Source organism: Levilactobacillus parabrevis ATCC 53295 (assembly GCF_001434055.1).
Lineage (GTDB): Bacteria > Bacillota > Bacilli > Lactobacillales > Lactobacillaceae > Levilactobacillus > Levilactobacillus parabrevis.
In genome coordinates this window covers 1-12,901 of the sequence record NZ_AZCZ01000049.1, presented here as the reverse complement: position 1 = coordinate 12,901, position 12,901 = coordinate 1, and the positions used below count along the sequence as shown (strand labels likewise).

The window sequence follows — 12,901 nt, the reverse complement described above, 5'->3', positions numbered from 1 at the left end:
TGTGAGGGTTCTTTTTTTATACAAATATTTTAGAACGCTTCAAACTGAATTGTGAACAACTAAACGCTTAATGCGTACATTCATATAGGTGCGATAAAGCTTGGTATGACAGGGATAAGCCCATGCGGCCGGCACTGGACGCTGTACGCGTCTTTGAACGTCACAAATCTTAAACGAACGTTATCAGTTAAATAAGAAGATACGTTCGAATATCTTTGCCGTTCGTCTCTTGGTTACGTTCCCGGCTTGTGCTATCATAGTTAGTGTTGTGGACTAGCCACAAGAGATGAGAGAACTACTATTTAGAATGGGACAAGTGAGTTATTTTTAGAAAATAGGTGGAAAGTAATTATGAAAAAATACCGTAGTTATCGCCTGAGTTTAGGGTGGCAGATCTTAATTGGTCTGGTCTTAGGGATTGTTCTAGGGGTCGTCTTTTACCAAAACAAGTTGGCAATCACGGCCATGCAAAACATCGGGAACATGTTCATCAGCCTGATTCAAATGATCGTGTTGCCGATTGTGGTCTCCTGTTTGACCGTTGGGATTGCCAACATGGGGGATATTAAAAAGTTAGGCCGTATCGGTGGGAAGACCATCATTTACTTTGAGGTCATGACGACCATCGCTATCGCCCTAGGGCTTCTGGTTGGAAATATTTTCCATCCTGGGAGCTTTATCGACATCCATCAACTACATAGTTCAGATATCAGTCAATACGTCTCCTCGGCCAAATCAGCTAAGGATTCAGGCATCTGGGCCACTTTGCTGGGGATTATTCCCACCAACTTCTTCAAGTCGTTAGGTGAGGGCGATATGATGCCCGTTATCTTCTTCTCCGTCTTCTTCGGATTAGGAACGGCCGCTATTGGTAAGCAAGGGAAAATCATTATCGACTTCTTAGACGCTGTATCACAGGTGATGTTCCGGGTCACCAACTGGGTCATGCATACGGCGCCAATCGGGGTCTGTGCGCTGATTGGGGTCACCATCGCGCAAATGGGGATTTCAGCTTTAGCCCCATTGGGGTATTTCATCCTCTTGGCTTACGGCACCATGGCGATCTTCATCGTGGTCTTCATGGGTCTCGTTGCGCGGATGTTTAAATTCCGGCTGAAGGATCTACTCTTCGTTATCAAAGACGAAGCCGTATTGGCCTTCTCAACGGCAAGTTCCGAAGCAACCCTACCACGGTTGATTGATAAGATGGACAAGTTTGGGGTCAGCCAAGGGATCGTTTCCTTCGTGATCCCGACCGGGTACACGTTTAACCTGGATGGTTCCGCTATCTACCAGTCATTGGCTGCGTTGTTCCTGGCGCAAGCCTACCATATTAACCTGAGCCTGGGACAGCAGATCACCTTGCTGGTGGTTCTGATGATCACGAGTAAAGGGATGGCTGGGGTTCCTGGCGCGTCCTTCGTTGTCTTGCTGGCAACGGTCTCCACGATTGGGGTTCCGATGAGTGGTCTGACGTTTATCGCCGGAATCGACCGGTTAGTCGACATGGGGCGGACGGCCGTCAACGTCGTGGGGAACTCCCTCGCAACGGTGGTCATCGGTCGCTCGGAACACGAGTTCAGCGAGGAAAAGAGTCAGAATTATCTCGAGGAGCTTCGTACAGCTAAAGTAAAATAAATACGATACAAAAACGCCCGTAATTCTTCGCGAATTACGGGCGTTTTATATAATTGCAGAAACCAGATCAACGGTGTGCAGCCAGCCTTGCGGGGTGATTCCCATCAGCCCATGGGTACTGGCAGGACACGCGATAATCAGGATTAAGTTGTAGGATTTGTGTTAATTTCGTATCGACTATTAGAGATTAAAAACCAGCCTAGTTGAATCAGCGTCAGTTACAAGTGTCTTCCTCCCCACTGGGTTCCCCCAACGGTGAAGCGGCTATGTGAACTAGCACGTCAATGCATTATGGTTGTCATAGGGCCGAGAAAAACTGGGTAACTCTAGCTTGCGTTTTCCATTAAGTGGTTTGAATCCAACCGGCACACGAACGAATTCGGGAAGGTCAGCCGTGATTCAGTCGGTTACAACGCCGACAGCGGCTGAGTTACAGTGGCCAATCGATTCAGTCTAAAATCTACCAGTCGAACCTCCGCATCAAGCTACGGGGTCCGGGAAAGGGAAAGCTAGAGAACAGTTTTCCTCAAAGCGTCAACCTAGAGGCGTGAACTGACTGCAACTTTCCCACCGGCGAGTGATAACACGCTCCGGGATCATCTATACGTTGTGTTGTCATGTTCACTCACCTCCTCTAATCTAATCGACAGTGACAACTGTGAGTAAATTAAAAGCGCTTAGCCACGACTAGCTAAGCGCACAATAAAAAGCTTTTGTGTACGAACGGCCAGTCGTTGAGTTTTAGCACTATACGGCGTAGTTAGTTGTTTCATTAACAGCTACATTAGAACAGGCCTTAATTTGACCTGAACAGCTGACTCATTGGCGTTTCTCGACGTTTCTGAGCAGTAGCATTTTCCGTATAGGAGCCTCACCTAACAGCTTCTAATTTATTCTATAGTTCATTTTATCCTATTCAGCCAGGAAAAGCAATCAAAAGGCCTCAGGAAAATCGAATAATAATTATAATAACGAACTATTAATAAATTTATAACAGCACTTATATCTCTACCTAGTTTAGAATCATTCTTGATTTAATTCTTGCGAACGGTTATGCTTAGGGGGTACCGAAGCTTACTAAATGAGGGGAGTAGTTATCATGAATTTTATTGGTTCCGAGTTACCCGATTTTACTGTAAATGCCTTTCAGAATGGCGAAGTTAAGGCATTATCAACAGCCGACCTATTAGGCCACTGGTCAGTCTTGTTTTTCTATCCGGCAGACTTCTCCTTTGTTTGTCCGACTGAGTTGGGTGATTTAGCCGCTCACTATTCAGAATTCAAACAAAGTAACGCTGAAATTTATAGCATTTCCGAGGACACCGAGTTTGTTCATCAAGCTTGGCACGAACAGAGTCAGGAAGTGGGGCAAGTGGCTTATCCCATGATTGCCGATCCTGCTGGTATCTTGGCCCGGCACTATGAAGTCTTAGATACGGATGCCGGTCAAGCCTATCGGGGTGTCTTTATCCTCGACCCTGCAGGAAAGGTCCGGTCATACACGATCAACGATATGGGGATTGGCCGCAACGCCACGGAGATTCTTCGGACGCTAACCGCCGCACAGTTCGTTGCTGAACATGGTGACCGCGTTTGTCCTGCTAATTGGCATCCCGGCGAACAGACATTGAAGCCAGGGACAGACTTGGTTGGTAAAATTTAACTGGTTCTCAATATAAAATGCAATTGAAAAGCGTGATCACCCCTTGGTTGAGGTGATCACGCTTCTTTTAGGCTTGTGGCATCTTTGCCAGCAAGGCATTAATCTGATTGATTTCGTCAGTGCTGAAGTCGGTGTTGGCAAATGCCTTCAAGTTGTCCTGCAACTGACTAGGGCGACTGGCGCCGACCAGCACACAGCTGACGACAGGCTGATGAAGGAGCCAGGCAATCGCCATCTGAGCGAGTGATTGGCCACGTTGCTGGGCCAGTTCATTGAGAGCTTTGACCGTGCTCAGCGTGTGTTCCACGTTATCCTCATGTAGGAAGGGACTCGTGGACTTATGGGCCCGTGAATCGGCGGGGATCCCGTTGAGGTAACGATCGGTCAGAAGCCCCTGGGCCAGTGGACTGAAGGTGACTAGTCCCGTCTGCTCGTCGGCCAACGTCCGCAGCAGGCCATTACGATCGATGTGCCGATCGAACAGACTGTAGCGGATTTGATGGACAATATACGGCGTGTGCAGGTCGTCAAAGATGGCTTTGATGGCCTTAGTTTGTTGCGGGTCGTAGTTGGAAATCCCGATGTACAGCGCCTTACCTTGCCGCACCAGTTGGTCCAACGCTAAGGCGGTTTCCTCCAGCGGCGTGTTCGGGTCTGGCCGGTGAGAGTAGAAGATATCCACGTAATCCAGTTGTAGCCGCTTCAGACTCTGGTTGGCACTGGCGATGATATTCTTCCGAGAACCCCACTCACCGTAAGGCCCAGGCCACATCAGGTAACCGGCTTTAGATGTAATGACCATTTCGTCCCGGTATGGCCGCATATCGCGGGTCATGATCCGACCGAAGTTGGTTTCGGCGCTTCCCGGTTCCGGGCCGTAGTTGTTGGCCAGGTCAAAGTAGGTAATGCCGGCGTCAAAGGCCGTGTGAACGATGGCCCGTTGGTTATCAAAAGGATCGACACTACCAAAATTATGCCAGAAGCCCAGGCCGATTGCTGAGAGCTTGAGGCCACTGTTACCACTACGCCGGTATTGCATGGCGTCGTAGCGATGTTCATCTGCTAAATACATGTAACTACCTCCAATATGTAGGATGCTACCTTTAAGTATACGGGTCTTAGGGTGAAAATGAAAACGAATTCATAAATAGTCACATAAAAACGCGCCGAGTACCAGCAGTACTTGACGCGTTTCGTGGGGAGCGTTGACTCCTGCAGTGATTATTTCCCTTGGGGAATTTTAGCGTATTCTTGTTGGTACCAACCGTCCCAGGTATTTTCCTTGAGGGAGCCGTTTTCGTTAAATGGTAGGTTGATTGTTTGCAGAATTTCTACGAATAAATTCTTCTTGTATTCCAGCACGCCGGCGGCCAATTGGTCAGGGCCAAAGTTCCGGTTTGCGTAGATGTACATGTTGATATCGTTCATGGCATAGTCAACCTTGAACTGTGATAAAATTTCGAGATCGTTGGTCCGGTAATGCTCGAGATAGAAGTGAACGAAGTCGGTTAACGCGGTTAATTGGGCGTGTTCGTCCAGGTCGGTAATCGTTAAATCTTGGTTTTGCAAAGTGGAGACCTCCTCAAATTCTGTGTTGCCGTGAGTATCGGTCGTCTGTCGATCGGTGCCCCTTTTTTATTATGGCACACTTTGACCGTTCGTAAAGGAAACTGGTCCAAATTTTTTCAGTGTAAATGAAATAAAACGCTATCATAGGACTAGTGTATAATAATGACTAAGAAAATAGTGAAGGGAGCTGTAGCGCATGCGGGTATTTGTGGTGGGAGCCAACGGTCAAACTGGACGTCGATTGGTCACGCAATTACGGGCACGGGGGGATGATCCCGTTGCGGGTTTAGGCCCTGATGAAGATGGTGAGGACTGGGAAGACCAGGGGATTACAGTTCGCCGGATTGACCTGTTAGCCAAGCCAGAAAGGATTGCGAGTGCTCTGATGGGGTGTGATGCCGTCATGTTTGCTGCTGGATCTGGTGGCCGAACCAAGGATGACATGACCCTATTGATTGACTTAGATGGGGCAGTCAAGACGATGCAGGCGGCTGAGATTGCGGGTGTGCGCCGTTTCTTGATGATCAGTATGCTCTTTGCCGAGGATCGCAATCGTTGGGCGGAACCACTGAAGCCCCTCTACGCCGCGAAGTTTTACGCGGATAACTGGCTGGTCCATCAGACCAATTTGGCTTATACGATCGTTCAGCCCGGCGCGCTGTCGTTTCATCCCGGAACTGGGCAGGTCAAGAGTGATCCATTGGCCGTTGGTAGCATTCCCCGAGCAGATCTCGCGGCCTTTATGGTGGCGGCCTTACATGCACCGCAGGCGGTGGGGAAGACGATTCCCTTGCTGCAAGGAAGCACCCCGATTGCTGAAGTCCTAGCGCACATTTAAAAACTAATACTAGTAATGGTTTACTGTATATGCTATAATCAAATCATAGAAAAATAACCTATCCGTTTGATTTTGCCAAAGGAGGCGACGACCATGACTGAAAAGTTACTGATTGCTCCATCCGAAGCTGAAGTTCTGACTGACCACCTCAATGAGTGGGCCCATTGGCGGCAGACCGCTGACCGGACCACTGCTGATGGTGATTGGGACCGGTTTATTGAAAAGAGTCGTCAAAAGGCAGAGTGGGAAGCGGGCTTAGCCGCTGAAATTGACCACTGGGAGAGCCTGCATGCCTTGCAAATGGCATTGACTGATAGTCTTGCCGGGACAACTTCTCGTGGCCATACGCGGCAATAAGAGCTATTGGATATGATGATACTAAGATCCTCGCTTAGGCGGGGATCTTTTTCTATATTGTGGAGATGAGAGCGTAAAAAAAAGACGCCATAACGGCGTCTTTTTCAATCGGTTTTAATGATTTATTGTTCTTCGTACCATGAGTAGTGGAAGTCACCAGGGCGGTCACGACGTTCGTAAGTGTGAGCACCGAAGTAGTCCCGTTGTGCTTGCAGCAAGTTAGCTGGCAAGACTTCAGCACGGTAGCTGTCGTAGTAAGTGATAGCAGCTGACAGGCTAGGTACAGGAATACCAGCTTGAACGGCCATTGCGACAACGTCACGCGTTGATTGTTGGTACTTAGCGGCAACTTCTTTGAAGTAGTCATCAAAGAGTAAGTTGGTTAAGTCAGGTTCCTTGTCGAAGGCATCGGTAATCTTTTGCAGGAATTGGGCCCGGATAATGCAACCGGCACGCCAGATTTGTGCTAATTCACCGAACTTCAAGTCCCAGTTATTCTTTTCAGAAGCAAACCGGAGTTGTTCGAAACCTTGAGCGTAACTCATTAACTTACCAAAGAAGAGGGCTTGGCGAACCTTTTCAACGAATTCAGTTTCGTCACCGGTGTCAACCTTGCCTTGCTTTTCAGCAGGTGCCAAGACTTTAGAAGCCTTAACACGTTCGTCTTTAAGCATTGAGATGTAACGTGCGTAAACAGCTTCAGTGATAACTGATTGAGGAACTTGAACGTCTAAGGCGTCTTCGGAACTCCACTTACCAGTACCCTTGTTGTTACCACGGTCCAAGATAGCATCCAAAATGGATAAGTTCTTGTCATCGCCTAAGTCATCCTTACGAGTCAGGATGTCAGCAGTGATTTCGACCAAGTAACTGTCAAGTTCACCCTTGTTCCATTCTTTGAAGATGTCAGCCATCTTGTCAATGGAGATTCCAGCAACGTTACGCATGATGTTGTAGCTTTCATCGATCAGCTCTTCATCACCGTATTCGATACCGTTGTGGACCATCTTAACGTAGTGACCAGCACCGTTAGGGCCGATGTAAGATACACATGGCTTGCCGTCTTGGTCAGCCTTAGCAGCAATCTTTTCTAAGATTGGGGCAACTAAGTCGTAAGCTTCCTTTTGGCCACCTGGCATTAAGGAAGGACCTTGTAAGGCACCCAGTTCACCACCGGAAACACCCATACCGATGAAGTTGATACCGGACTTGTCCAGTTCGGCGTTACGAGCCATCGTGTCGTGGAAGTTCGTGTTCCCACCATCGATGAGGACATCATGCTTGTCCAACAGAGGAAGCAATTCGTGGATAACGGCGTCAGTTGGCTTACCAGCCTTAACCATCAAAAGAATCCGCCGTGGCGTTTCCAAAGACTTAACGAAGTCTTCCACCGTGTAACTTGGAACTAACTTCTTTTCGCTGTGGTCTTTCATAACTTGTTCCGTCTTGTTGGAGGAACGGTTGTAAATACCAACCGTGTACCCGCGACTTTCGATGTTCAGGGCTAAGTTCTTGCCCATGACAGCCATACCAACAACACCAATATTAGCTTTTTCTGCCATTAGAAACCTTCCTTTACTTTGTTAAGATTGATTTCGGTTTTACCAACTCCTAGTGTAGCATTGAACAATTTAAAAGGGAACTCATTTGACTGCTTTTTTTCAAAATAATTTAGATTTTTGTAAAAAAATTTCGTTGGAGCGGGTGCAACTAGTCCTGTGTCAGCTGATAGTCCTGAACATTAGCCGCAACTTTCCCTAGCAATTCCTCCAGAATGAGCTGTTCACCCGCGGAGAGACCGTGCGTTCCAATAGCTAAAATGTGCTGCTCGTAAGCCTCTAGCTCAGGATAAATTGCGCGGCCCTTGTCGGTGGCGACCAGGGGGCGTAGTTTCTTGTTAGCGGCGTCCGACTGACGGGCCACGTAATGATGCTCAATCAGCTTGCGCACAGTCCTCAGGCACGTTGACCGGTCCACGTGGAGCTGATTAGCCAACTCAGTCTGGGTGATTCCAGGATTCTCGAAGATGCGCATTAAATAGATGAATTGATTGTTTTGAAGATCATCACGCTGAAAAAGTTGGTTCCCAATAACTGAGGTCGACCGGGCGATCAGACCAATACTCCGAAAAGAATTTGCCATATTTTCTCCTTTTTGTTGCATTTGAAATGAAAACGCGCAATACTAATAGACATATTATAACACGAAGAAAAAATGATTTGATGATTAAATGGCGTATTAGTGCGTTCGATGATTTATCCAGCGAAGAGTTATATAAAGTTGCATATGAACGTATTCGGACGTTTGTAGTCGCTCAGAACCGACCTTACCAGGAAATTGATGCGATTGATCCCGTTGCTTGCCACGTACTGGGCTTTCAAGGTGACCGACTGGTGGCGTATGCGCGAATTTTTCGGGAAAATGGCCATACCACGTTTGGTCGTGTGCTGACGATTCCAGAAGTCAGGGGACAAGGTGTTGGCCGGCAACTCATGGGCCAGATTGAAGCGGAGATTCAGCGCCACTACGCCGGTGAATCAATCAGTATTGAGGCGCAGATCGACAAGCGAGGCTTTTACGAAAAGTTTGGCTATCACGCACTAGGTGCCGTCTTTGATTTCAATGGCTCGCCGCACATTCGAATGGATAAGGCGGCGCTGCGAATGGCAGAGTAAGTGGTAGTTGACATCTCACCGGCTTCAGTGCTGTGAGCAATATCTTCTGTAACTAAAAAACGTCGATTACCCACTAGCGGGTGATCGGCGTTTTCGTCTAATTTAGTTGTTTAAGCGGTAGACCCATTCACGGTGGTCGCGTTGAATCAATTCTTCAGCGGCGGCAGGTCCCATGGAATGTGGCGTGTAGTTAGGGAATTGTGGTTCTTGTAAGTCCCAAACGCGACGGATTTGGTCCACGAACTTCCAAGCGTAGGAAACTTCTGGCCAACTGGAGAAGTTAGTCCCGTCACCCTTCAAGACGTCATGCAACAGACGTTCGTAAGGTTCTGGCGTATCCTTGGATTTTTGAGCATCGACCAGGTAGTCCAACTTGATTGGTTCCGTTGAGAAGCCAGTGTCGTTGGTCTTGGCGTTTAATTGCAGAGAGAATCCAGCGTGTGGTTCAACGAAAATCGTCAAGACGTTGGCAGCCAGTGGGGTGTTTTGACTTTGTGGAAAGGCAAAGATGTCCACTAATGGCCGCTTGAAGACGACGTCAACTCGCGTGAACTTGTCGGCTAACATCTTCCCAGTCCGAATGTAGAATGGGGTGCCGGACCAACGGTAATTGTCGAATAATAACTTCCCAGCAACGAACGTTTCAGTCGTTGAATCGTGAGGGACGTTATCTTCGTGGCGGTAGTCAGCTTGTTCGTTGATTGAGCCATATTGGCCACGAACAAAGTTGGTTGCGGCGTCGGCAACGTTGTAAACACGCAGGCTCCGTAAGGCCTTAACTTTTTCAGCCCGGATGTCAGTATCGGTGAAGGCTACAGGTTGTTCCATAGCTAACAGAGAGACGATTTGCATGATATGGTTTTGGACCATGTCCCGCAAAGCCCCACTGTTGTCATAGTAGGAAGCCCGTTCTTCAACCCCGAGTTTTTCGGATAACGTGACTTGGATGTTGTCGATGTAACGGTTGTTCCACAGAGATTCAACCAAGGTGTTCCCGAAACGCAGGGCTTCGATGTTTTGAATCATTTCCTTACCTAAGTAGTGGTCGATCCGGAAGATTTGATCTTCATCGAAGGACTTGCTTAAGGCATCGTTTAATAATTTAGCGGAATCGTAATCCCGGCCGAATGGCTTTTCAATGACCAGACGGTTGAAGACATCCTTACCTTCAGACAACAAGCCTTGCGTCTTCAAGTCTTGAGCAATTGTGCCGAAGAATTGAGGGGCCATTGAGAGGTAGAAGATTCGGTGGCCTTCTGCCTTGTATTTCTTATCTAACTTGTCCATCAGTTCCTTCAAGACGGCGTAGTGTGCCGTGTCGGTAACGTCATGGTCTTGGTAGTAGAAATGGGAAACAAAGTCGCTTGCTTCCTTAGAGTCCGTCCGGTTACCACTGTCTGCTAAAGACTTCTTGATAGCAGCGCGGAACTTGTCATCGTCCATTTTTGCACGGGAAGTCCCGATAACGGCGAAATGGGACCGCAAGTTACCTTTACGATAGAGATTGAAAAGGCTTGGGTAGAGTTTCCGGTAAGCTAAGTCACCAGTACCACCGAAGAATAAGAATACAGCTTTACGTTCAGTTGCCACGAGATCGTCACTCCTTAAATTTAAAATCGTTATAAAATCGTTATATGAGCAGTGTCTACGAATCAAAAAACATTGAAGGTTGCTATCGGTTATCCACAGATGGGGGCAACCATCCGGGAACCCGCGAGTTGCCTAGAAAAAAGTATGTCTAGACCACTTCGGAAGTTATTATACGCTTCTTTCTGATGAAACGCGACCTTTTTAAACCAAGAATTTAAAATTTGGACAACCGGTTGCAATACTGTGAAAACAACGATCACACGATTTCTCCGTTTTCATGAAAGCAGAACGCCTCTTGCTGAAATGCAGTGGAAACACCGTGCCCACTAGAAAACTATGAAATCGCTATCACCCGTAGTCTAACAAAAAAACTCGCCGAAGTAACGTCAGACGAGTTGGATTACTGAAACTATTTTCATGAAAGATAATTAAGTAGCACAGTGACCAAGGGGCAGAACCGCTGGCAAGTATGTTTGGTGAACGACCAATGTATGATTTAGTCCAGTCCTCCAGAATTTTAGAGTTGGCTGGGGTGAGAGTGATAGCTATAGCGAATGACTTGTTTTTAAAGCGTTACGGTTAGCCGATTAGGGAAGTGCCCCTGAACGTGCCGAAAGCTTAGGTCGCTACCCGCAAGGTTGGTGACCAGTTGCAAAGGCCGCTGAACCTTGGCCGTTCCCTGCCAAGGACGTAAATCAAAGGTGACCGGCGTTTCGTTCGCCTGCCGCAATGTGAGGTCAACGTCTTCAAAGGTAATGTCGTGAATGGCTTCTGCAGACTCAGCCGCCACAAGAATTCCGTTTTCCGTGTTGCTGGTGATATGTTTGAATGACACGTGACGGATGGTCTGGCCAGTAAGGTCAGTCGCGGCGTCACGGGGAAGCAGACTGATGAAGATGGGTTCGCCTGAGCCCCACCAGTCCGCACTGTAGGGCTTGGTGTCGATGGTAATATCTTCAAAACTAATGTTCTCCGCGCTACCGGGATCTCGTAACTGAAAGGCTAGTCCCCGATTGGTATCCTTGATCGTCAGGTGACGAAATTTACAATTCTCAAAATTGCCAAAGCTACTACTCCCGAATTTTACGGCGGCACTCTGCGTCTTCAGGTAACAGTTCTCCACGAGAAGGTTGGTGCAGTCCCCATATGGTGCAGTCTCTTCGGTGCATTTGGGGCAAATGGCATCGTCACCAGTAATGATTTCACAGTCATGGATATGGGTATTTTTACTGCGATCGACATCGATGCCATCGGTATTGGGCATCCGGACCTCGTTGTGAATGGCGATGTGACCGATCTCCGTATTGCGGCAACCGACCAGATGAATTGTCCAGAAGGGGGCGTTCTCCACGGTGATGTGATCCAGTGTGATGTTCGTACAATCCTCTAGGTAAATCGTCATGGGGCGGGGATAGTTGTAGAATTTCAAATGAACCGCGGTATCCTGATTGGGATAAATGAAGGCAGTATAGTTGCCGTCGATGTGGCCTTCACCAGTAATGGCGATATTACGCTGTCCTTTGGCGTAAATAAGTGCCGAAATTGGCGTGGGGTTGCGATTCAGTTCAAAGGGACCGGGACGGTGAGTATACTTGGTTTCATCGCCGCTGGCTTGGAGAATGGCATCGGCCTCTAGGTGGAGGTTGACGTTGCTCTTCAACTGAAGGCCGTCAATGACGTAGGTGCCGTTGGGGATGGTCACTGTGCCACCATTATTGGCTGCACAACGATCAATGGCAGTCTGAATCGTCATGGTCGCATTGGTTGTGATGTCGTCTTCGATGGCTAGATCAAGAATATTGATATTCAGCATAAATTTACGCTCCATTTCTATCAGATTGCACAGGTGAAAAATAGACGTGACTTGGGGGAGTAGGTGGCCGTTTCATCCCCAGCTTAACGTCAATTACCCCTGAATGAATTCAGAGGCTTGTCGCTCACGTGTCTTATGACACAGTAGTCCAACATACCCGTTAAGGCACTCCTACTCGTAGTGGCAACATCATCGGGTAATTGACGGCTACCCGTTTAACTGCCAGGTTTACCCAGCAGTTGTTAGTTTCTTAATCTTTGGGTGTCTGGCGCCGTTCAGCCACTCCTGCCCAAGTGATTCGATATTCATTGCCCCTAATCGATCGTCATTACACCGATATTGACACTGGTTACACCAATACTCATGGGTATCATGATGACGATTAGTCTTTTCAATTAGGCCGCACTTCGGGCAGCGCTGTGAGGTGAATGCTGGACTCACTTTCACAACAGTACTTTGAATAGCCTGAGCCTTATACGTTAGAAAAGTTTCTAACTGAAAGAAAGACCAGGAGCGATGGCTATTACGCAGAGATTTAGGCAGGTCATCGGTGTTGAATGTCACATGAGTTAAGTCTTCCAAAACGTAAAGGGTATGCGAACCATATGCCGTAACGAGTGTCTTAGCTAACCGATGATTCACATCGGTCATCCAGCGGTTCTCTCGTTGAGCCAGTTGTTTCAATCTTTTCTTGGCAGACTTGGTGCCTTTACTTTGTAAGCAACGACGGATTTCTATGAACTTCTTCCGTTTATGTA

12 protein-coding genes and 1 riboswitch are annotated in these 12,901 nt (G+C 47.8%); of the genes, 5 read left to right on the top strand and 7 right to left on the bottom strand.

All coding sequences use genetic code 11. The features are described from left to right. Nucleotides 1-351: 351 nt before the first annotated feature. Both FD07_RS10795 and FD07_RS10790 read left to right on the top strand, forming a co-directional pair. A complete protein-coding gene (locus FD07_RS10795; RefSeq protein WP_020090380.1) occupies nucleotides 352-1,638 on the top strand; it encodes a dicarboxylate/amino acid:cation symporter in 1,287 nt (428 codons plus the stop codon). 719 nt (nucleotides 1,639-2,357) lie between these two features. After that, a riboswitch (M-box (ykoK) riboswitch) is annotated at nucleotides 2,358-2,528 on the bottom strand. 209 nt (nucleotides 2,529-2,737) lie between these two features. Continuing rightward, complete coding sequence (locus FD07_RS10790; RefSeq protein ID WP_020090379.1) at nucleotides 2,738-3,301, top strand: peroxiredoxin; 564 nt, start codon at nucleotides 2,738-2,740, stop codon at nucleotides 3,299-3,301. Nucleotides 3,302-3,368: 67 nt separating this feature from the next. Here the strand turns inward: FD07_RS10790 and FD07_RS10785 are convergent, their stop codons facing one another. Continuing rightward, complete coding sequence (locus tag FD07_RS10785) at nucleotides 3,369-4,373, bottom strand: aldo/keto reductase (RefSeq protein ID WP_020090378.1); 1,005 nt, start codon at nucleotides 4,371-4,373, stop codon at nucleotides 3,369-3,371. A 149-nt stretch (nucleotides 4,374-4,522) separates the two neighbouring features. Beyond that, complete coding sequence (locus FD07_RS10780) at nucleotides 4,523-4,870, bottom strand: hypothetical protein (RefSeq protein WP_020090377.1); 348 nt, start codon at nucleotides 4,868-4,870, stop codon at nucleotides 4,523-4,525. 196 nt (nucleotides 4,871-5,066) lie between these two features. Between FD07_RS10780 and FD07_RS10775 the strand changes: the two genes are divergently transcribed. Together FD07_RS10775 and FD07_RS10770 are read left to right on the top strand one after the other, a co-directional pair. Next, complete coding sequence (locus FD07_RS10775; protein WP_020090376.1) at nucleotides 5,067-5,708, top strand: SDR family oxidoreductase; 642 nt, start codon at nucleotides 5,067-5,069, stop codon at nucleotides 5,706-5,708. Nucleotides 5,709-5,801: 93 nt separating this feature from the next. Further along, nucleotides 5,802-6,065, top strand: coding sequence for a hypothetical protein (locus FD07_RS10770; protein ID WP_020090375.1), 264 nt, complete (start codon nucleotides 5,802-5,804; stop codon nucleotides 6,063-6,065). 122 nt (nucleotides 6,066-6,187) lie between these two features. Here FD07_RS10770 and gndA read toward each other — a convergent pair whose 3' ends face one another. Together gndA and FD07_RS10760 are read right to left on the bottom strand one after the other, a co-directional pair. Beyond that, on the bottom strand, nucleotides 6,188-7,627 hold the full coding sequence (gndA, locus tag FD07_RS10765) for an NADP-dependent phosphogluconate dehydrogenase (RefSeq protein ID WP_020090374.1): 1,440 nt from the start codon (nucleotides 7,625-7,627) through the stop codon (nucleotides 6,188-6,190). Between the two features lie 148 nt (nucleotides 7,628-7,775). Then, the gene (locus tag FD07_RS10760) at nucleotides 7,776-8,207 is read right to left on the bottom strand and encodes a MarR family winged helix-turn-helix transcriptional regulator (protein ID WP_020090373.1); all 432 of its coding nucleotides are present in this window, start codon (nucleotides 8,205-8,207) and stop codon (nucleotides 7,776-7,778) included. 80 nt (nucleotides 8,208-8,287) lie between these two features. On the opposite strand from FD07_RS10760, the gene FD07_RS10755 reads away from it, so the two are divergent. Continuing rightward, nucleotides 8,288-8,740 (top strand): GNAT family N-acetyltransferase, encoded by a 453-nt coding sequence (locus FD07_RS10755; RefSeq protein WP_020090372.1) that lies wholly within the window; start codon nucleotides 8,288-8,290, stop codon nucleotides 8,738-8,740. A 102-nt stretch (nucleotides 8,741-8,842) separates the two neighbouring features. Here the strand turns inward: FD07_RS10755 and zwf are convergent, their stop codons facing one another. The 3 genes from zwf to FD07_RS10740 all read right to left on the bottom strand — a co-directional run. After that, nucleotides 8,843-10,330, bottom strand: coding sequence for a glucose-6-phosphate dehydrogenase (gene zwf, locus FD07_RS10750; RefSeq protein WP_020090371.1), 1,488 nt, complete (start codon nucleotides 10,328-10,330; stop codon nucleotides 8,843-8,845). Nucleotides 10,331-10,895: 565 nt separating this feature from the next. Continuing rightward, nucleotides 10,896-12,143, bottom strand: a complete 1,248-nt coding sequence (locus tag FD07_RS10745; RefSeq protein WP_020090370.1) for a glycoside hydrolase family 28 protein — start codon at nucleotides 12,141-12,143, stop codon at nucleotides 10,896-10,898. A 228-nt stretch (nucleotides 12,144-12,371) separates the two neighbouring features. After that, the coding region (locus FD07_RS10740; protein WP_156403285.1) for an RNA-guided endonuclease TnpB family protein at nucleotides 12,372-12,901 on the bottom strand (530 nt) is incomplete at its 5' end.

Excerpts from the sequence above, each read along its gene's own strand:
- FD07_RS10795 (WP_020090380.1), top strand. The coding sequence starts at position 352 with ATGAAAAAATACCGTAGTTATCGCCTGAGTTTAGGGTGGCAGATCTTA.
- FD07_RS10790 (WP_020090379.1), top strand. The coding sequence starts at position 2,738 with ATGAATTTTATTGGTTCCGAGTTACCCGATTTTACTGTAAATGCCTTT.
- FD07_RS10785 (WP_020090378.1), bottom strand. The coding sequence starts at position 4,373 with ATGTATTTAGCAGATGAACATCGCTACGACGCCATGCAATACCGGCGT.
- FD07_RS10775 (WP_020090376.1), top strand. The coding sequence starts at position 5,067 with ATGCGGGTATTTGTGGTGGGAGCCAACGGTCAAACTGGACGTCGATTG.
- FD07_RS10770 (WP_020090375.1), top strand. The coding sequence starts at position 5,802 with ATGACTGAAAAGTTACTGATTGCTCCATCCGAAGCTGAAGTTCTGACT.
- gndA (WP_020090374.1), bottom strand. The coding sequence starts at position 7,627 with ATGGCAGAAAAAGCTAATATTGGTGTTGTTGGTATGGCTGTCATGGGC.
- FD07_RS10760 (WP_020090373.1), bottom strand. The coding sequence starts at position 8,207 with ATGGCAAATTCTTTTCGGAGTATTGGTCTGATCGCCCGGTCGACCTCA.
- FD07_RS10755 (WP_020090372.1), top strand. The coding sequence starts at position 8,288 with ATGATTAAATGGCGTATTAGTGCGTTCGATGATTTATCCAGCGAAGAG.
- FD07_RS10745 (WP_020090370.1), bottom strand. The coding sequence starts at position 12,143 with ATGCTGAATATCAATATTCTTGATCTAGCCATCGAAGACGACATCACA.